The sequence below is a fragment of the Curtobacterium sp. 8I-2 genome (assembly GCF_902506155.1).
Taxonomy (GTDB): domain Bacteria; phylum Actinomycetota; class Actinomycetes; order Actinomycetales; family Microbacteriaceae; genus Curtobacterium; species Curtobacterium poinsettiae.
Genome location: NZ_LR732827.1, coordinates 77,811 through 97,082, shown reverse-complemented (window position 1 = coordinate 97,082; position 19,272 = coordinate 77,811). Strand labels below are relative to the sequence as shown.

Sequence of the window (19,272 nt, the reverse complement as noted above, 5' to 3'; positions counted from 1 at the left end):
TCTCGACCACCCCCTACCGCGGTATGACTCCACCGTGGTCGAACAGCACGTCGGGCGCGTCCACCCGACGGTCGACGACGGTGGTCGGTGCCTCCAGGTGCACCGCGCCGGAGGGCAGGATGCCGGCGCCGCCGAACCGCTCCATCACCTGCCACTGGGCGACGACGTCCTCGCCGGCGTGCTCGGGCGGCAGGGCGTCCCAGAACCGGAAGCCGCCGACCTCCTCGAGTGCACGGCGGTCGTACAGGGCGCACGCGCCGACCCAGGCGACCCGGTATGGCACCCACTCGCCGGGGTGCAGGTCGAGCTCCGCGGCGACGTGCGTCGGGTTCGCGGCGTTGTGGAGCGACCACCGGTCGAACCCCGAGGTCCCTCGGCGCACCACCTCGGGCACCACGGGGCCGTCCCACCGCTCGAACACGGCGGTCTCGTGCGGGCGACGGTCCTGCAGGTACGACAGCCCCTGCACGGCGCTGCCGACGAACCCGCAACCCAGGGTCCGCAGCGCGTCGAGCATCCGCGCGACCGAGCCCGGTTCGAGCCAGACGTCGTCGTCGAGGAACAGCACCGCGGCTGCCTCGGCGTGGTCGAGCAGGAACTGCCGGTGCTCGGCCAGGCCACGCCGTTCCGGGTGGGTGAGGAGCGTGACGGGCCGGCCCTGGGCCTCCAGGACGCGGAGCATCGCGGCGACCGCCGGCGCGCTGGCGGCGTCCCCGTCCGCGGACTGGTCGCTCAGCACGACGCGCATGTCCACGTCGGTCTGGGCGGCGAGGCCGGCGAGCGTCGTGGCGAGCTCGGCCGGCCGGCCGACGGTCGGGATGAGCACGTCGACGTCGACCGTGCTCGTGTCCGCTGGATCGGGGGCCTTCGCCCAGGACCCGGACCAGCGGGCGGTCACGGTGCGGGGTCCGGTTCGGGCCGCGCGGCGGCTTCGCGGATCCGGCGCACCACGGCGCTGGTGGAGTGCTCGGGAACGTAGTCGACCATGACGACCTCGCCGCCGTAGCCGCGGACGACCTCGGTCTCGGACAGCATCTCGGGGGAGTAGTCGCCACCCTTGACGTAGACCTCGGGGCGCAGCCGTTCGATGAGCGGGATCGGGGTGTCCGTCGCGAACACCGTGACCAGGTCGACGCAGGCGAGTGCGGCGAGCACGCCGGCGCGGTCCTCGGCCGGGTTGATCGGCCGCTCCGGGCCCTTCAAGCGGCGCACCGAGTCGTCGTCGTTCAGCGCGACGACGAGCAGGTCGCCCAGATCCCGGGCCTGCCGCAGGTAGGTGGTGTGGCCGCGGTGCACGACGTCGAAGCAACCGTTCGTGAAGACCACCCGACGCCCGGCCTGCCGTGCAGCCTCGACCGCGGTGGCGAGTTCGTCGTGGTCCACCACGGTCGCCGCCGGTGCGGTCACCGAGTCCAGCAGGGCGGCGGCGGTGCAGACCGATGTGCCGGCCTCGCGGACGACGACGTCGGCGGCGGCCTGGGCGACCGCCACGGCGTCGCGCAGGGGCGCCTGCACGGCGAGGGCGACCGTCGCGGCGGCGCAGAAGGTGTCTCCGGCGCCGGAGGCCTGCTGCTCCGAGGCGGGCGTCGCACGCGTGCGGAAGCCCTGGTCGGAGCCGGGCTCGAGCAGCACGGTACCGTCACGGTCGAGCGTCACCACGGCGGCGCGCGCACCGCTGCGGGCGAGCACGTCGGCGCGCGCGGCGACGACGGTGCCGACCCGGTCGGCACCGGTGCCGAGGTCCGTGCCGAGCAGCGCGGCCGTCTCGCCGGCGTTCGGTGTGACGAGATCCGGGTGCAGTGCGGCCCACCGTGTCAGGTCGTGCGCGTCCACCACGACGGCACCGGGGCGGTCGCGGTCGAGCATCGGCACGACGTCCTCGGCGCGGACGCCCAGACCGTAGTCGCAGACCACGGCGGCGTCGGCGCACCGGACGGCTCGGGCGACCGAGCGGGCGAGGCGTTCGCCGTGTTCGGCGGTCGGGGTCGCAGCCAGTTCGTCGACCCGGACCACGACGCGGTCACCGCCGACGACGCGCGACTTCGTCGTGGTGCGGGCGCCGGGGATCTCGACCAGGAACGACGTGTCGACGCCTGCTGCCTCGAGCCGCTGGCGCAGGACGTCGCCGGCCTCGTCGTCGCCGATGAGCCCGACCATGCGGACCCGGGCGCCGAGGGCGCGGGCGTTCACGGCGGTGTTCGCAGCACCACCGGGCACCGCGATGGTCTCGGTCACGCGGACGACGGGGGCCGGGGCCTCGCGCGAGACCCGCTCGGCCTCGCCGACGGTCCAGCGGTCCAGGATGCAGTCGCCGATGACGACGACCAGGGGTTCGCGGTCGTCGACGGTGGCGACGAGGTCGCGCACCAGGCGGACGTCGGCGGTCATCGGGTGCCTCCCACGGTGTCGGCGCTGCCGGCGGTGGCGCCGGCAGCGGCTGCGGGGCCGGTGGCACCTGCGGCGGCGCCGGTGTCGGCGGTGGTGCTGCTGGTGGCTGCGGTGCTGCCGGCTGCTGCGGTGCCGCCGGCTGCTGCGGTGCCGCCGGCTGCTGCGGTGCCGCCGGCTGCTGCGGTCGACGGCTCGACGGTGCGCCGCGGCGGGGCTGCCTCCAGGTGCACGACCGTCGTGGTCGTCATCTCGTCGAGCAGGTGCGGGCCGTAGCCGAACCCGGCACCCGAGGCACCGCGCGGCTGGGCGCTGCCGCCCGGAGCACCACCGAACACCGCGTTCACCTTGACGGTGCCGACGGGCAGCTCGGCCGCGGCACGGAGCGCGTGCGCGATGTCGTTCGTCAGGACGGTGGCGGCGAGCCCGTAGCGGTCGGTCGCGGCGAGCCGGAGCCCCTCCGCGAAGTCTGACACGATGCGCACCGGGGCGATCGGGCCGAAGGTCTCCTCGGTCAGCACGAGCATGTCGTCCGTGCAGCCGGTCAGGACGGTCGCCGGGTAGAACGAGCCGAGCCCGCCGGGCGTGACACCGCCCGTTCGTGCGGAGGCACCGCGGGCGATCGCGTCGTCCACGTGGGTCTGGACGAGCTCGCGCAGCCGGTCGTCCACGAGCGGCCCGAACTCGGCGGCGGGTGCTGCGGTGCGGCGCTCCGCCTCGGCGACGAGCGCTGCGACGAAGGGCTCGGCGACGTCCTGGTGCACGTACACCCGCTCGACGCTGGTGCAGATCTGGCCGGTGTTCGCGAAGGCGCCGAGGGCCACCTGTGCGGCGGCCCACTCCGGGTCGACGTCGGCGTCGACGATCACCGGGTCGTTGCCGCCGTTCTCGCGGATGACGTGGGCTCGGGTGCTCGCAGCGACCTCGCTCAGGCGGTCACCGGTCGCGGTCGAGCCGACGTGCGCGTAGACGTCGATGCCCTGCTGCGCCAGGAGCAGCTCGCCGGTGGTCGCGTCGCCGTCCACACCGATGAGCACGCCGTCCGGCAGGACCTCGGCGAGCAGGGCGTTCAGGCGGGCGTAGGTCGCCGGGCACCGCTCGCTGCCCTTGTGCACGACGGTGTTGCCGGTCACGATCGCCGCACCGAGCATCCCGCAGGCCACGGCGACCGGGTCGTTCCACGGCGTCAGCGCGAGCACCACGCCGCGCGGGTGCGGCACCGACCAGTCGGCGGCACCGAACTGCCCGCGCAGCGCTTCGCCGCGGTGCACCGGCCCGAGCTCGGCGTACTGCACGAGCGTCCCGATGCCGGCCTCGACCCCGCCGATCGCGTCGCCGGGCACCTTGCCGGTCTCGCGGGTGTTCAGGTCCGCCAGCTCCTGCGCGTGGGCACGGAGGTGCTCGGCCGCAGCGTGCAGCAGGGCGCCACGCTCGGCCGGTGCCGTCCGGGCCCACGCGCCGGCAGCGGCTCGGGCGCGAGCGACGGCGTTGCGGACGTCGTCCTCGGTCGAGCGGCGCACGGTGGACGCGATCGACCCGTTGACGGGGTCGGTCACCACGAGGTCGTCGGCGGCGGGGGGTGCGATCGTCATGGGGTCCTTCCGGAGCGGGCGGGGCCTCACACGGTGCTCGGGCTCCGCTGTGTGCGGTCACGGCATCGCGCTTCTCGTCCATCCGGGGTCGCTGCTGGACGTCCGACCGGGTCCGACCGGTAGACGTGGAGCCGTGCAACAGATCGGTGTGGGCGGAGAACGGTTCGACGGTGTCGGCGAGATCGCGGTGCTCCGCGGCGGGGGACTGGGCGACCTGATGTTCGCCCTGCCGGCGGTCGAGGCCCTCGCCGCCGCCTACCCCGGGGCCCGGATCACGCTGCTCGGGGCACCGTCGGCGCGCCCGGTGCTCGAGGGACGCACCGACGCGGTCCACGCCTTCGAGGAGCTCCCCGTCGTGCCCGGTGTCCGGGACTCGGGCCGCGGAGCGCCGACCGAGCAGGACTTCTTCGACCGGCTGCGCGGGCGCTTCGACCTCGCGGTGCAGCTGCACGGCGGCGGTCGGAACTCGAACCCGTTCCTGCTCCGGCTCGGTGCGCGTCACACCGTGGGCACCGCCACCGAGGACGCACGGGTGCTGGAGCGCTGGGTCCGCTACGTGTACTACCAGCACGAGGTCGTCCGGGCGCTCGAGGTGGCCTCGCTCGCGGGCGCCGAGCCGGTCACCCTCGACCCGCGACTGCACGTTTCCGGAGCCGCACGGGCCGACGTTCGGCAGCGCCTCGGCGTCTGGAGCGGGGCACGACTCGTCGCGATCCACCCCGGCGCCACCGACCCACGTCGCCGCTGGAGCCCCTCGCGCTTCGCCGAGGTCGCCCGTGCCCGGCTCGCCGCCGGGGACGACGTGGTGCTCATGGGTGACGACTCGGACGTGCCGGCGTCGTCCGCCATCGTCGCGTCGCTGCCGCTGGAGCTTCGGGAGCGCGTCCACGACCGCACCGGGTCACTGCCGCTGCGGGAACTCCCCGACGTCCTGGCCGCCGCCGACGTCATGGTCGGCGACGACTCCGGTCCGCGCCACCTCGCCGTGGCCGTCGGCACGCCGACCGTCGGGGTGTTCTGGTTCGGCAACGTCATCAACGCCGGACCCTTCGACCGCGGTCGGCACCGGGTGCACCTGTCCTTCGTGACGCGGTGCCCGGTGTGCGGCATCGACGTCACGCAGGTCGGCTGGACCGCCGAGCGGTGCGAGCACGACCCGTCCTACGTCGACCAGGTCGAGCCGGAGGCCGTCCTCGCCGACGTCGAGGACCTGCTCCGCACGACCTGATGAGCCTCGCACCGTGCGAGCTTCGGTCCCGTGCGCACGCCGTCGCCCCGTGCGCGGTTGCCCGCTGCGTGCCGCGCTGCAAGCGCGCACCCAGCCGTCAACGCTGCACCAGGCGACGCACCGCGCACCGTGCACGGAACGCGACCGGACGCCGGGCGGGAGGCCGGCTGCCAGCCCGCAACGCGCCTCCCGGCCGCACCGGCCGCACCGTGCGCGCGCCGTCACCCCGTGCGCGGTTGCCCGCTGCGTGCGGCGCTGCAAGCGCGCACCCAGCCGTCAACGCTGCACCAGGCGACGCACCGCGCACCGTGCACCGTGCACCGTGCACCGTGCACGGAACGCGACCGGACGCCGGACGGGAGGCCCGCTGCCAGCCCGCAACGCGCCTCCCGGCCGCACCGTGCGCACGCCGTCGCCCCGTGCGCGGTTCACCGCTGCGTGCGGCGCTGCAAGCGCGCACCCAGCCGTCAACGCTGCACCAGGTGACGCACCGTGCACCGTGCTCGGGACACGCGACCGCCGGCACCGCGCCTCCCGCCCGTCAGCGGCGAGCGGCTACGGCCAGCTCGGCTCCGTCGCCGGCATGATCGACAGCTCGCGGATCTCGCAGCCGGCCGGCTGCGACAGCGCGAAGACGATCGAGTTCGCGACGTACTCCGGCTCGATGAGCTGCGCGTCCGGACCGGGCTTGTACTGCTCGGTGCGGTCGGCGAAGAAGTTCGTGCGCATCCCGGCGGGGATGATGTTGGTGACGCCGATGCGACCGGCGGTCTCGGCGGCCAGCGCCTGCGAGAACCCGCGGACGCCGAACTTCGACGCCGAGTACGCGGTGCCGTCGCCGACGCCGCGCAGGGCGAGCGACGACGAGATGGTGACCACGCGGCCGTGCGTAACCTCGAGCGCGGGCAGGGCGGCGCGCACGGTCGAGGCGGTGCCGATCAGGTTGACGCCGACGATCTGCTCCCACTTGCCGGAGGAGATCGCGTCGATCGGGGCGGGGGTGTCGATGCCCGCGGCGGTGACGACGGCGTCGAGGCCACCGTGGCGCTCGGCGGCGTCACGGACCGCCTGCTCGACGGCCTCGGTGTCCGAGACGTCCACGGCGACGGCGTCGACGCCCTCGGGCACCGCGTCGATCCGCAGGTCGAGGACGATCGGGGTGCCGCCGGCCTCGGTGACGGCGGCCACGACGGCGGCGCCGAGTCCGGAGGCGCCGCCGGTGACGAGGACGCGGCCGATGGGGGTGGTGGGGACGGGCATGGATGTCCTTTGCGTAGTGGAGCGGGAAGTGGTCGAGCAGGTGCGGGACGGCGAGCGGACGCTCAGCCGACGCGTTCGATCGCGGCGGCGAGTCGGGTGGTCGACCGGCCCGGGTGGAACGGCACGGTGACGACGCGGCCACCCCACTCGGCGAGGGTCGCCGTCTCGGGCAGTTCGCTCGCGGTGTAGTCGCCGCCCTTCGCCCAGACGTCCGGGCGGAAGCGCCGCAGTGCCTCGTCGGGGGTCGACTCGTCGAACACGACGACGGCGTCGACGCAGTCGAGCGCCAGGAGCAGCTCGACCCGGTCGTCCTGGGTCATGATCGGCCGGTCGGGGCCCTTCAGACCGCGGACGGACGAGTCCGAGTTGAGGCACACGACCAGGCAGTCGCCGAGTGCACGGGCGGCCGACAGGGTGCGGGCGTGCCCGGCGTGCAGCAGGTCGAAGCAGCCTCCGGTCGCGACGACGGTGCCACCGGCACTCCGGACGTCGTGCACCAGGCGCATCGCGTCCCGGTCGGCCCCGGGCACGGCGAGCGGCGCGGGGCCGTCATCGGCGAAGAGCGCGGTGACGCCACCGGCTGCCAGGTACTCGGACGCGGCGACCACACCGGCGGAGACCGCGTCGGGGACGTCCGCCCCCGAAGCCAGTGCGACGGCGACGCCAGCGGCGAGCCGGTCGCCGGCTCCGCAGGGGTCCCCTGCACTGACGGACGGCGCCGGCACGAAGCGGCTGTCGCCCTGGGCGTCGGCGAGGAGCGCACCGCGGTCACCCATCGTCACGGCGACGGCACCGGCCTGCCACTGTTCGACGAGCCGGGCGGCGGCGACGGTCGCGAAGGGCACACCGTGTCCCTCGACGTCGGTGAAGCGTCGCGCCTCGGCCGCGTTGGGGGTGGCGACGGTGGTGCCGGGGACGGGGGCTGCGCCCTTGGGGTGCGGGTCCCAGACCACCGGCAGGTGCTCGGCCGCACGGGTGAGCGCATCGCGGAGGGCCGGCGCGGCGGCGACCCCGCGGCCGTAGTCGGCGACGACGATCGCGTCGACACCGTCGAGCGCGGCGGTCATCGTCTCGGTGGCCCCGGGGACGGGCGGGGTCGCGCAGCCCTCGTCGATGCGCACGAGGGCATGGTCGACGACGCGCACGCGGGTCTTCACGGGGGTGGGGACACCCGACGGCCCGGCGACGATCGTGACGTCGGGCAGCAGGTCGCGGATCTCCTGGGCACGACCGTCGTCGCTCAGGACGGTGACCAGGGTGACGTCGTGGCCGTCGCGGGCGAGCATCGTCGCGACGAGTCCTGCGCCACCGGCGCGACGGTCGTCGGTGGCGACGTCCACGACGGGCACGGGCGCGTCCGGGCTCAGCCGCTCGCTCGTGCCGGACACGTCGACGTCGAGCAGGGTGTCCCCGACAACGGCGATGCGGAACCGCGGGGCGGCGGCACGGCCAGCGGCACCGCCGGCACCCCGACCGCCGACGGCTGGAGCGGCCCCGCTCATCGACGACCCCCGCGACGCAGCGCCGGCTCCATCGCCTTGCACAGCGCGTGCACCAGGACGAGCTGCGCCTCCTGCACGTTGGCGGACGGCCCCTCGATGCAGATCGCGTCGTCGACCAGGTCGGCGAGCGGGTTCGGCCCGGATCCGGTCAGGGCGAGTGACCGCGCACCGACGGCCCGTGCGGCCTCGGCGGCGCGGAGCAGGTTCGGGCTCTTCCCGCTCGTCGACAGCAGGACGAGGACGTCACCGGCCCGGGCGTGCGCCGACACCTGGCGTGCGAAGACCTGGTCGTAGCCGTAGTCGTTCCCGATCGCCGTCACGGCCGAGGTCTCGGCGTGCAGCGAGATGGCCGAGTACGCGGGCCGGTCGCCCTCGAACCGGCCGGTGAGCTCGGACGTCAGGTGCTGGGCCTCGGCAGCCGAGCCGCCGTTGCCCGCGGCGAGCAACCGTCGACCGGCAACGAGCCGCCCGGCGATGTCGTCCGCCCAGGCGGCGATGTGGTCCTTGTGGTCGACGAGGGAGGCGATCACGGGGACCGACGCCGCGACGTGGTCGACGACGACGCGTGCGCTGTCGGTGACCGCGCGGTCCTCGACCCCGGTCTGCTGGTCGATGGTCATCGTGCGGTCCTCTCCGTCGGCTGCGCGGCACGGGTGACCCGGCCGGCGTGGGTGGTACGCGAGCGGGCGGCGGTGGGCACGGCGGTGCTGGCGGACGACGTCGCGCCGGCGAGCAGCCGCTCGTAGACGCGCTCGCTGTCGGCCGCGACCTTCTGCCACGTGTAGCGGGACTCGGCCCGCTGCCGTCCGGCGCGGCCGTACGCCTCACGGCGCTCGGGGTCGTCGAGCAGGGCACAGACGGCCTCGGCGACCGCGCGCTCGTCGCGCGGCGGCACGTGCAGACCGGTGGCGTCCTCGACGACGGTGTCGATGAGCCCACCGACGCTCGACGCGACCACGGGGCGGCCGCAGGCCATCGCCTCGAGCGGCACGATGCCGAACGGCTCGTACCAGGGGGCGCAGACGACGACGTCGGCGCTCCGGTAGACGGGCGGCATGTCCTGCTGCCCGAGCTGCCCGCGGAACGTGACGTGGTCGCGCACGCCGAGTGACCGGGCGAGCGCGTCGAGGCGCTGGTACTCGGGGTCGTCCACCAGGTCGGCACCGGCGACACCGGCCCCGCCGACGACGACCAGTTCGACGTCACGGCCCTGTTCGACCAGCGCTGCGAGTGCGGCGATCGTCGTCCCGACGCCCTTCCGCTGCACGAGTCGTGACGCGGTGAGCACCCGGAGCGGACGGTCGCGCTCCTCGACGGGGCCGTCCGGACGGAAGAGCGACACGTCGACCCCGCACGGCACGACGGAGATGCGGTGCAGCGGGACGCCGAGGGTCTTGAGTTCGAACGCCTCGTCCGAGCAGGTGGCGACGACCTGGTCGACGCTGCGCCCGACGGCGGGTTCGACCCATTCGCGCTCGGTCGGGCTGGTGTCCGCGGCGCCCTGGTGTCGGCGCTTCACGACGCCCAGGGCGTGGAAGGTCTGCACCACCGGGATCCGCACGCCGCCGGTCCGCGCCTGCACCTGGGTCACCGCGTCGAGCGCGGCGTGGCCCGACATCCAGAAGTGCGCGTGCACCACGTCGGGACGGTCGAGGAACCACTCGGCGGCGAGCACCGACGCGAACGTCCCCATGAACGGGAACAGCTCGTCCTTCGGGACGGCTCGGGCGGGCCCGGCGTCGACGTGCACGACGTCCACGCCGGGACGCAGGGGCACGCGGACCGGCTGCGACGCGTCGTCGCGCCGCGTGTAGACGGTCACGTGATGGCCGCGGTCGGCCAACGCAGCGGACAGTTCGGCGACGTGGACGTTCTGTCCACCGGCGTCGACCCCGCCGAGCACGGCGAGTGGACTCGCGTGCTCGGACACCATGGCGATCTTCATCCGAGGCTCCCTTCGAGCGCGGCTGCCGCCGCACGGTCCCGTCGCGCACCGCGCGCGACGGCGTCGTCGAGCAGGTCGTCCCAGTCGGCCAGGAACCGACCGAGCGCGTGCCGTGCGAGCACGGCCTCCCGCGCCACGAGTCCCCGTCGACGCGCTTCGTCCGGGTCCTCCAGCAGGAGCCTGGAGGCCCGCACCAGCTCCTCGACGTCGGTCGCGATCGCCCCGGCCTCACCAGGGACCGTGCGGGCTGCGTCCGTCGTCGCCAGCACCAGGACCGGCATGGCCATGTGCATCGACTCGATGAGCGACAGGCCGAGCGAGGTCCAGCGGTTCGGGTGCACGTAGGCCCGCCGTTCGGCCAGGGCCGCGTGCATGGGGTCGGCCTGGACGTCGCCCCGCGCGACCACACGGTCACCGAAGCCGAGCTCCGGCAGCCGTGCGGTGCCGATGCCCCAGACGTCGACCGGGGCGACCTCGGCGAAGCGGGGGAGCAGGTCGGTGCCGACGACACGGTTGCGCCGGACGGGTTCGTTGATGACGACGCCGAGCCGTTCGAGCGATCCGGTGTACAGCGGGCCGGGGTCGACGACGCCGTGCTCGACGACGGTGGTCCGGGTGGTGCCGCAGTCCCACATCAGGGCGTTCCAGTGCGTCACGTGCGCGATCGTCAGGTCGTCGCGGTCGCGCATCGGGTGCAGGCTGTCCGGCACGTCGACCCGGGGCGCGTTGTGCTCCACGAAGACGATCGGGACGTCGCGGCCACCGAGCAGGCGGCGGGCTTCCTCGAGCTCCTCGGTGCGCTGCAGGACGACCACGTCGACCTCTGCCTCGGCGACCTCGGCCGGGTCGATCTCGATCGCGGAGTCCGGCCAGGCGCGCCCGCCGCGGCCGAGTCCCCAGGCGTCGCGCGCCGGGGTGGTCGGGATGAGGTACTCGTGCTGGCCGCGGACGAAGGCGTCCATCCAGCCGCCGTGCACGTGCCACACGAGGATCCGCATGCGGGGCCTTCCGGTCGGGTCGAACAGGTCACTCCGGGCCGCTGCCGGAGCAGCAGCAGAAGGAGCAGGAGAAGCAGTGGCGCACGCTACGCAGCGCCTTCTGGGCCGCACCGCAGACTTCTCCGATCAGTCCGCGAAACGCGGTCGAGCAGCCGTTCGTGGGCCGCCAGGACGTCCTCGATGCGCACTCCGGACAGGCAGGGGTGGCCGGGGACGGGGCACTCCCGGGCACGGCTCAGACGGCACGGTGCGGCCTGGTCGCCGAGCAGTTCGACGAGCGGTGCGTACGGCGCCCACTTGACGGCGGGGACGACGGGCGAGAACAGGCTGACGATGGGCGCCCCGACGGCGGCGGCGAGGTGTGCCGGGCCGGTGTTCCCGACCACGACGACCTCGGCTCCGGCCAGCACGGCGGCGAGTTCGGCCGGCGTGGTGCGTCCGCCGAGGTCGATGCCGGTGTCGCCCGCCACGGCTGCGGTGAGCGTGCGTTCGCCGGGGGAGCCGGTGACGAGGACGGGGACGCCGCGCTCGGCGTAGGCGGCGACGAGCGCACGGTGGTGCGACTCCGGCCACGACCGTGCCGGGACGCTGGCTCCGGGGTGGACGACCACGTAGCGGTCGAGGCCGGCCACGGGCGGGGGCAGGACGGCGTCGTGGCGCACCGCGAGCCTCCCGTCGTCGTCCGGCGGCAGCCGGAACCCGGCCGCCTGGGCGATCCGCAGCGCGCGCTCGGGTTCGGGGAGGTCCTCGGGCAGGTCCTCGCCGGGGCGCAGCCGCACGTCGAGCAGGGACCCGGGGTGGTCGACCGAGGCCCCGGAGACCCGGGGGACCCCGGCCAGGCGCAGGAGCAGCGCGAGGGGCAGGGGCGACTGGTGGAAGGACGTCAGGACGACGGCCTCGTCGGGCTGTTCCTCGGCGATCAACGCGCGGAACCCGGCGAGCAGGGTGTCGTCGATCGGGCGTGCGGTCTCGGTCACCCACGGCGCCGCCCACACCCGCACCCGGTCGATGCCGGGCAGCAGGTCGGCGGCCGGGGCACCCTGCGGTCCGCACAGCATCGTCACGTGCGCGGCCCCGGCGGCGACCGCGCGGACCGCGGGCCCGGCGACCAGGACGTCGCCGAACGAGTCGAGCCGGGCGACGAGGACGCGTCGAGCGGCGCTCACGCCCGGTCCGCCACGCTGCCGACGTGTTCGAGCACCAGGGTGACGGCCTCGTCCAGGTCGGCGGCGACGGTCTCGGCGGCGTCCACTTCCTGGCGGCGGGTGCGCGGGGTGGGCACGAGGATGCCCTGCGCACCGGCGTTCCGGGCGGCCTGCACGTCGGCACCGATGTCGCCGACGACGACGATCGACTCCGGCGGGATGCCGAGCCGGTCGGCGGCGTCGAGGACCATCCCGGGCCGGGGCTTCCGGCAGGCGCAGTCGTCGCCGGCGTCGTGCGGGCAGACGCACCAGACGTCGAACGGGCCGACGAGCTCGTCGACCCGGGCGTTGGTGGCGTCGACCTGCTCGCGGGTGGCCATGCCCTTGGCGATCACCGACTGGTTCGTGACGACCCCGAGCAGCATCCCGGCGGCACGTGCCCGTTCGACGGCGCGACGGGCGTCGGGGACGGGGACGACCAGGTGCGGGTCGGCGTTGTACGGGACGTCCACCACGAGGGTGTCGTCGCGGTCGAGGAGCAGGCCGCGGATGACGCGGTCCGGTGCGAGGGGCATGCTCCGTGACTACCGGTCGACGGCCGGGCACCGCCCCAGGAAGCGCCACGGAGCGCGGTCCCGGCAGCCCCGTCAGCGTGGCGGGTCTACCGTCGCGGCGGTGACCGCACTCGAACGACTGCCCGACTCCGACGGACGCCCGGAACTGCTCGTCCTCCGTGCCATCAAGCTCGGCGACCTGCTCGTCGCCGTCCCCGCACTGCACGCGCTCCGCCGTGCCTTCCCCGACCACCGCATCACCCTGGCCACCACGGCGTGGCTGGAGCCGGTCGTCGAACTCGTCCCGGCGGTGGACGTGCACCTGGCCCAGCACGGTCTCGACCACCCGATCGGGGTGCCGCACGGAGCCGTCGACGTCGCCGTCAACCTGCACGGCGCCGGCCCGGAGTCCTCGGACCTCGTCGCCGCGCTCGGCCCGCGCCGGGTGATCGGACACGCCGACCCCACCCACGACTACGAGGGCCCGGATTGGCCCGACGGCGTGCACGAGCGCGACCGCTGGGCGGACCTGCTCACGTGGCACGGCATCCCCGCGGACGCGACCGAGGTCCACATCGACCGCCCCGCCGAGCCGCCGGTGGTCGCCGGCGCGGCCGTCGTGCACGTGGGTGCCTTCCACGGTGCGCGGCACTGGCCGACCGACCGCTTCGCCGACGTGGTGCGCGGGCTCCGGGCGCGCGGTGCCGACGTGGTCCTGACAGGAGGCTCGGACGACGTCGTGCGCGCCCGTGCCGTCGCCGACGCGGCCGGCCTGGCGCCGGAGGCGGTCCTGGCCGGCACGCTGGACCTGCAGGCGTTCGCCGCGGTGATCGCCGCGGCGCGGCTCGTCGTCACGGTCGACACCGGTGCTGCGCACCTGGCGACCGCGTACGGGGTGCCCTCGGTGGTGCTGTTCGGCCCGGCACCGCCCGAGGCGTGGGGTCCGCCCGCGACCGGCCCGCACATCGTGCTCACCGACGCCTCGGTGCGCCGCGGCGACGTCTTCGCCGAGGACCCGGACCCGGCCATCCTCGCCGTCACCGCGGACGACGTGCTCGGCGCAGTCGACCGGCTCCGGGTGACCGCTCAGGCGACCGAGCGGTAGCGTCGACCGAGAGCCACCCGGACCTGCCGGTTGCTCGGAGGGAGTCCTTCGTGTTCGAAGCCGCGAACATCCGTGACTGGATCGGTCTGCCCGTCGTCGACGAGGCCGACGACAAGGTCGGCACGCTCGAGAGCATCTACTACGACACCGCCACGTCCGAGCCGGCGTTCGGTGCCCTGACCACCGGCATGGTCGGGTTCCACAAGCTCGTCTTCGTCCCGCTGTTCGGCGCGACCGTCGCCCCGAAGCACCTGCGCGTGACGTTCCCGAAGAAGCTCGTCAAGGACGCACCGTCGATCCCGACCGACGGGGAGCTCGACGCCGCCACCGAGCCGGTGCTGTTCCAGCACTACGGGCTGGAGTACCGCACCGGCAGCGGTGGCGAACGCCGACTCGGACGCCGCTGACACCGTCCCGCGCCACCGCCCGACCCGACCGACCGATCCGCCGCACCCGCCCGGAGGCCGCAACTGCTCCGCACCGCCCGTACGACGCTGCTCGCCGCCCTGGCAGCGGTGGCCGTCGTCGGGCTGGTGGTGGCGGGGGTCGCGGCTCCGGGCTCGGTGCAGCCCGCCTCGGCTGCCCCGATGTGGCCCGTCCCGCAGCCCTACCCGGTGCCGGACGACCCCGCCCAATCGCTCGCCGACCTGCCGCCCGGCAGCGAGTACGTCGCGCTCGGTGACTCGTACTCCGCCGGGTACGGGCTCGGCGATCGCACCCGGCTGCCCACGAGCGCGTGCGTGCAGTCGGCCCGCGACTACCCGCACCGGCTCGCGGCACGGTTCGGCCTCGACCTGACCGACGTCACGTGCGCCGGCGCCACGAGCGAGGACGTCACGACCGGGCACCAGTTCAACGGCGTCCCACCGCAGATCGAGTCACTGTCGTCGCGCACCCGGCTCGTGACCCTGACGATCGGCGGCAACGACGCCGACCTGTTCGGCACCGCCGCGTCGTGCCTGGCGATCTCGGCCGACGGCCCGGTGTTCTCCGGACGTGACGCGCCGTCGTGCGAGAGCACGCTCGTGCAGGACGGTGAGGACCAACTCAGCGCCAAGATCCAGTCCCGGGTCGCGCTCGGGATCGCCGACACCCTGGCAGCAGTGAAACGGGCCGCACCGAACGCCGTCGTGGTGTTCCTCGGGTACCCGGCGATCTTCCCGGACACCGAGCACACCCCGGCGAAGGGCTGCTTCCGCTCGGCGCTCGACCTCGGCACCCTCGCCGGGTCCTTCCCGTCGGACACCTTCCCCTTCACCGACGACGACGTCGCGTACCTGCACGGCGTGCAGGAGGAGCTCGACACCGTTTCCGCTTCCGCCGCGGACGCCGCCGGAGTCCGGTTCGTCGACGTCCTCGACCGCACCGAGGCCCACTCGGCCTGCGCCCCGGCGGACGAGCGGTACGTCGCGGGCGTCAGCCTGACCGGCTCGAGCGACCTGCGACGCATCGACCTGCAGGCCGGCGCCCTGCACCCGAACGGCCGCGGTGTCGCCTACCTCACCGACCAGATGGCCGACGCGATCCGGGAACTCGCCGGCTGACCCCTTCCGGCACCGCGCTGTCCGGGTGCGCGGCCGGCGGGACGACGCAGACCGGTGCGGCCGTCTCACGCACCACGTCGTGCAGCAGTGCGCCGGACAGCACCCGCACGTGCCCCCTTCCGAGCACCACGAGCGACGCCCGCCGGGTGCGCGATGCGATTGCGTGCCCCGGGTGTCCCTCGACGAGCAGCGGCCGGATCCGCACCGCCGGGAACCGCACGGTCAGGTCCTCGGTGACCCGCTGCAGCAGTTCGGCGTTCCGGGCGCGCCACCGCAGGGGGTCCTCGGCGAAGTCGGTGAGCCCGGTCCTGGTCAGCACGGGCATCTCCCACGCCCGCAGCAGCGTCAGTCGGCGGTGCAGCCGGACGGCCTCGCCGACGGCGATCGAGACGGCGCGTTCGTCGTTCGGTTCCTCGACCGCCAGCACCACGTCGCCGTCGATCGGGTGCGGCCCCTCGGGGACGATCACCGTCGGCACGGCGGCCCGGACCGCCACGCGTGCCGGGTCGCCACCGGCGGTCGAACCCCGCCGGCTCCGGAACGTGCCGATGACCAGGAGGTCGCCCCCGTCCGACTCCTCGACCAGGGCGGTGGCGAACGGCCCCGCGTGCCGGTGCACCTCGACGGTGACCCCGGGCAGGGCGGCGCGGGCGGCCTCGGCCAGACGGTCGGCGACCGGTCGGGGTCCCTCGATCGCCGGGTCCGCACCGATGATCCGGATCCGCTCGATGCCGTTGCCCGCACGCGACACGATCCACCGCAGGGCCTCGTCGTGCGGCATCGCGGCGTCCGCGGCCAGCGTCACCGTCGTCCATCGTTCGTCCATCCCGATCGGCCTCCTCCATCGCAGGTCCTCCGGGGGCGTCACACGGCGCTCCGTGCGCCACACGGTACTCCCGGCGCGGGCCGGGGAACCGGCGGTGGGCCCGGCCACGTCGGGTGGTGCGCGGCGCGGCGGCGGTGACCCGGGCCTCCCGGCAGGTCCTTGCGTAGTCTCGGGCCGTGGTCGTGAGCGCCGGACTGTTGCTGCACCGGACCGGTCCGTCCGGGCCCGAGGTCTTCCTCGCCCACATGGGCGGGCCGTTCTGGCGGAACCGGCCGCGTGCCTGGTCGATCCCGAAGGGCCTGGTCGAGGCCGGTGAGCAGCCCGACGCGACCGCGTTGCGCGAGTTCGCCGAGGAGATCGGCGTGCCCGCACCGGTGGGCGCCGCAGACCTGACCGACCTGGGGGAGTTCCGGCAGGCATCCGGCAAGCGCGTGCGCGTCTTCGCGGCCGCGGCGTCGGGGTTCTCGGTCGACACCGTGCGGAGCAACACCGTGCGGCTCGAACTGCCGCGCGGGTCGGGGCGGTTCGTCGAGGTGCCCGAGGTGGATGACGCCCGGTGGGTCGGTGTCGACCAGGCGCGGGAGCTCGTGGTGGCCGGGCAGGTGCCGGCGCTCGACGCCCTGGTGGCGCTGGGCTCTTGACGCACCGTTCGTGTTCGTCGAGGGGTCACGAACCGTCGTCCGGCGGGCCTCCAGCCGACACTTCTCGGCCACTCGACGATCGGCGCGCGGCATGTCGTGACCACTCGGCGGGACCTTCTTGCTTGTGTCGTGCCCCGGACACGAGCCGCGCCCGCTGGATAGTCTGAGGGGGTGTCGGGTTCTCCGGCGCCACAGCGGGGGAGCACACATGCGGCGCTGGCGCGCGGTCACGGCAGGGCTGACGGCCCTCGCACTCGGAGCAGGACTCGCGATCGGCGGCGCGACCAGTGCGTCGGCGGAGCCGGTCGGCAACTGGGGGACCTTCACCCTCAGCGGAGCGAGCCGGGCCTACACCGGCACGATGACGCTCGATGGGTTCCCGGAGACGACCTTCACGTCGGACTCCCGGCAGTCGACCGTCGTCAGCGGGGCATCGACCTGGCAGTCGGCGTCGACCCCGTCGGGCGCGGTCTACGGGACGAGCCGCGGCACGACCTACATGAACCAGCGGCCGAACGTCGACTCGCCCACGACCGGGGCATCGACGACCACCTACACGTTCGCCGAGCCGACGCCGGGTGCCCAGAGCTGGTCGTTCGTGCTCGGCGACGTCGACGCCGACCGGGCGACCATCTCGGCCACCGTCTCCGGGGGTGGCGCCGCGACCGCGGAGCAGCTCGGCTACGTGAGCTCCTACAACTCGTGCTCGGCCGCCGTCGCCGGAGGGCCGTCGTGCACCGCCGACCCCGACGGCACGACCGGGCAGGACCGGCCGACCTGGGACCCGGCCACCCGGACCCTGACGGGCAACACCGGCGCGGTCGACACCGCCGGTGCCACGGCGTGGTTCACGCCGACCGTGTCGCTCACCAGCCTGACGATCACGTACCAGCAGCGCAGCGGGTTCCCCGTCTACCAGACCTGGTTCGCCAACCGCACCGCCGCGATCACCGGCACGGTGACCCTCGACGGCGCCCCCATCCCCGGGGCGGTCGTCCGCGTCACCGCTCCGCGCGGCACCGTCTCCACGACGACCACCGACCCCGACGGCACCTACGCGTTCCCGCAGCTGCCGGTCATCGCGAACTACCGCGTCGAGGTCGTTCCGCCCGAGGGTGCAGATGGTCCGGACCAGTCCGTTCTCGTGTCTCTTGCACAGGCGGGGACGCCCGGTGGCGTCGATCAGCGAGCGGACTTCGCGTTCACCGCGCCGACCGCCACCGTCTCGGTCATCGGCACCGTGGTCGACGAGGACGGCCGACCGGTCTCGAACCTCGAGGTCGTCATCACCGACCCGGACTCCGGGGACGTCCTCGTCGACACCACGACGAACAGCGACGGCGTCTACACCGGCTCGGACCTGCCGGCGGACACCGACCTCGACGTGTCCGTCGCCGACGAGCCGCCCGTGACCATCACGACCGGCGACGTCGACGCGGCACCGGCAGTCCCCGACGAGATCGATGTGCCGGCCGCCGTCGTCGCGACGGTAGCGGGTGCGGTCTCGCTCGACGGTGCATCCGTGCCCGCCGGCGCGGTGGTCGAGCTCGTCGACGGCACGGGCGCCGTGGTCGCATCGACGGAGACCGATGCCGACGGTCGCTACGTCTTCGCCACCGCGGCGGGCACGTACACCGTCCGGACCGAACGTCCCGAGCCGGGGGCGACCGGGGCGACCTCGAACACCGGTGTGACGGCCGTCGCCGGCGAGCGTGCTTCGTCCGACCTGCCGTTCGCCTCCGCAGCAACCGCAGCCGAGGTCACGACCGACCAGCCCGGCACGGTCGTCGACACGAACGGCGAGCCCGTTCCGGACGTCGAGGTCGTCGCGGCTCCGACGGACACGCAGTCCGGCGATCCTGTGTCGGTCGTCACGGACGACGACGGTGCGTTCGACCTGACCGGCCTGGAGCCCACGACCGAGTACGTCGTCTCGGTCGACGTCGAGGGGGCCGAGGCGGCGACCGTCGTCACCCCGGAGTCCGGGGCCGCGACGCCGCTGGCGTTCGTGGTGCGGGCCGCGGTGGGTCCGGCTCCCGCTCCGTCGCCGTCACCGTCGCCGAGTGGCGCTCCTTCAGCGGCTCCGACCGTCCCCGCTGCAGGCTCGGGCTCGGGCTCCGCGCCGGTGTCGGGCCAGGGCGACGCGGGGGGCGGTGGACCGTTGGCGTACACGGGGGCGGACCTCGGTCCGGGACTCATCGCCGCCGGGGTGCTGGTGCTGCTCGGTGCGGCGCTGCTGGTCTACCGCGCGGTGCGCAACCGCCGCCGCACGGACCACCTGCAGGACTGACCGCGCGGCGGGCGCAGTGGCGGTGGCGGTGGCGGTGGCCGCACAACACGCCGCCGGCGTCCACCGAGTGGTCGCAAACCGTGGCCCGCCGACCCGCCAGACGACAGTTCAAGCACCCCCGACGCCCCACCAACGGCATGTCGTGACCACTCGGCGCCAGGCCTTCCGCCGTCGCAGCGGTCGCACAACACGCCGCCGGCGTCCACCGAGTGGTCGCAAACCGTCGCCCGCCGACCCGCAAGACGACAGTTCAAGCA

17 protein-coding genes are annotated in these 19,272 nt (G+C 74.5%); 6 read left to right on the top strand and 11 right to left on the bottom strand.

Features of this window, described 5'->3' with window-relative positions; all coding sequences use genetic code 11:
• Positions 1-13: 13 nt before the first annotated feature.
• Genes BOSE127_RS04140 through BOSE127_RS04130 form a run of 3 tightly spaced genes read right to left on the bottom strand, consistent with a single transcriptional unit; the run spans position 14 to position 3,977 of the window.
• Positions 14-898: a glycosyltransferase family 2 protein gene (locus tag BOSE127_RS04140; protein ID WP_159556284.1), complete on the bottom strand. Its 885-nt coding sequence runs from the start codon at positions 896-898 to the stop codon at positions 14-16.
• Positions 895-2,388 (bottom strand): D-glycero-beta-D-manno-heptose 1-phosphate adenylyltransferase, encoded by a 1,494-nt coding sequence (gene rfaE2, locus BOSE127_RS04135; RefSeq protein WP_017887387.1) that lies wholly within the window; start codon positions 2,386-2,388, stop codon positions 895-897. Before rfaE2 ends, BOSE127_RS04140 begins: the two co-directional genes overlap by 4 nt.
• A complete protein-coding gene (locus BOSE127_RS04130; RefSeq protein ID WP_159556282.1) occupies positions 2,385-3,977 on the bottom strand; it encodes an aldehyde dehydrogenase family protein in 1,593 nt (530 codons plus the stop codon). Before BOSE127_RS04130 ends, rfaE2 begins: the two co-directional genes overlap by 4 nt.
• A gap of 133 nt (positions 3,978-4,110) precedes the next feature.
• On the opposite strand from BOSE127_RS04130, the gene BOSE127_RS04125 reads away from it, so the two are divergent.
• Positions 4,111-5,205: a glycosyltransferase family 9 protein gene (locus tag BOSE127_RS04125; protein WP_159556280.1), complete on the top strand. Its 1,095-nt coding sequence runs from the start codon at positions 4,111-4,113 to the stop codon at positions 5,203-5,205.
• A gap of 555 nt (positions 5,206-5,760) precedes the next feature.
• Here BOSE127_RS04125 and BOSE127_RS04120 read toward each other — a convergent pair.
• The 7 genes from BOSE127_RS04120 to BOSE127_RS04090 all read right to left on the bottom strand — a co-directional run bounded on the left by BOSE127_RS04120 (position 5,761) and on the right by BOSE127_RS04090 (position 12,630).
• On the bottom strand, positions 5,761-6,465 hold the full coding sequence (locus BOSE127_RS04120; RefSeq protein ID WP_159556278.1) for an SDR family oxidoreductase: 705 nt from the start codon (positions 6,463-6,465) through the stop codon (positions 5,761-5,763).
• A gap of 62 nt (positions 6,466-6,527) precedes the next feature.
• Positions 6,528-7,967 carry a PfkB family carbohydrate kinase gene (locus BOSE127_RS04115; RefSeq protein ID WP_236559501.1) on the bottom strand — a complete coding sequence of 480 codons (1,440 nt, stop codon included), beginning with the start codon at positions 7,965-7,967 and terminating at the stop codon, positions 6,528-6,530.
• Positions 7,964-8,587, bottom strand: coding sequence for a D-sedoheptulose-7-phosphate isomerase (locus BOSE127_RS04110; RefSeq protein ID WP_017887382.1), 624 nt, complete (start codon positions 8,585-8,587; stop codon positions 7,964-7,966). The genes BOSE127_RS04115 and BOSE127_RS04110 overlap by 4 nt, the downstream gene beginning before the upstream one ends.
• Positions 8,584-9,912: a glycosyltransferase gene (locus tag BOSE127_RS04105; protein ID WP_017887381.1), complete on the bottom strand. Its 1,329-nt coding sequence runs from the start codon at positions 9,910-9,912 to the stop codon at positions 8,584-8,586. The genes BOSE127_RS04110 and BOSE127_RS04105 overlap by 4 nt, the downstream gene beginning before the upstream one ends.
• Positions 9,909-10,910, bottom strand: a complete 1,002-nt coding sequence (locus tag BOSE127_RS04100) for a glycosyltransferase (protein WP_159556276.1) — start codon at positions 10,908-10,910, stop codon at positions 9,909-9,911. The genes BOSE127_RS04105 and BOSE127_RS04100 overlap by 4 nt, the downstream gene beginning before the upstream one ends.
• Positions 10,911-10,996: 86 nt before the next feature.
• Entirely contained in the window at positions 10,997-12,076 is a 1,080-nt protein-coding gene (locus tag BOSE127_RS04095) for a glycosyltransferase family 9 protein (RefSeq protein WP_159556274.1), read from the bottom strand.
• Positions 12,073-12,630, bottom strand: coding sequence for a D-glycero-alpha-D-manno-heptose-1,7-bisphosphate 7-phosphatase (locus tag BOSE127_RS04090; protein WP_056068625.1), 558 nt, complete (start codon positions 12,628-12,630; stop codon positions 12,073-12,075). Before BOSE127_RS04090 ends, BOSE127_RS04095 begins: the two co-directional genes overlap by 4 nt.
• Before the next feature lie 100 nt (positions 12,631-12,730).
• Here BOSE127_RS04090 and BOSE127_RS04085 point away from each other — a divergent pair, with 100 nt between their 5' ends.
• The 3 genes from BOSE127_RS04085 to BOSE127_RS04075 all read left to right on the top strand — a co-directional run bounded on the left by BOSE127_RS04085 (position 12,731) and on the right by BOSE127_RS04075 (position 15,258).
• Complete coding sequence (locus BOSE127_RS04085; RefSeq protein ID WP_056068626.1) at positions 12,731-13,714, top strand: glycosyltransferase family 9 protein; 984 nt, start codon at positions 12,731-12,733, stop codon at positions 13,712-13,714.
• A 50-nt stretch (positions 13,715-13,764) separates the two neighbouring features.
• Positions 13,765-14,121 carry a PRC-barrel domain-containing protein gene (locus tag BOSE127_RS04080; RefSeq protein WP_042537177.1) on the top strand — a complete coding sequence of 119 codons (357 nt, stop codon included), beginning with the start codon at positions 13,765-13,767 and terminating at the stop codon, positions 14,119-14,121.
• Between the two features lie 108 nt (positions 14,122-14,229).
• Positions 14,230-15,258 (top strand): SGNH/GDSL hydrolase family protein, encoded by a 1,029-nt coding sequence (locus tag BOSE127_RS04075; protein WP_159556272.1) that lies wholly within the window; start codon positions 14,230-14,232, stop codon positions 15,256-15,258.
• Here the strand turns inward: BOSE127_RS04075 and BOSE127_RS04070 are convergent.
• Positions 15,215-16,084, bottom strand: a complete 870-nt coding sequence (locus BOSE127_RS04070; RefSeq protein WP_159556270.1) for a universal stress protein — start codon at positions 16,082-16,084, stop codon at positions 15,215-15,217. The genes BOSE127_RS04075 and BOSE127_RS04070 overlap by 44 nt on opposite strands.
• Positions 16,085-16,260: 176 nt before the next feature.
• Between BOSE127_RS04070 and BOSE127_RS04065 the strand changes: the two genes are divergently transcribed.
• Both BOSE127_RS04065 and BOSE127_RS04060 read left to right on the top strand, forming a co-directional pair.
• Positions 16,261-16,725 (top strand): NUDIX domain-containing protein, encoded by a 465-nt coding sequence (locus tag BOSE127_RS04065; protein WP_159556269.1) that lies wholly within the window; start codon positions 16,261-16,263, stop codon positions 16,723-16,725.
• Positions 16,726-16,933: 208 nt separating this feature from the next.
• Positions 16,934-19,015 (top strand): carboxypeptidase-like regulatory domain-containing protein, encoded by a 2,082-nt coding sequence (locus tag BOSE127_RS04060; RefSeq protein ID WP_159556268.1) that lies wholly within the window; start codon positions 16,934-16,936, stop codon positions 19,013-19,015.
• Positions 19,016-19,272: the final 257 nt, after the last annotated feature.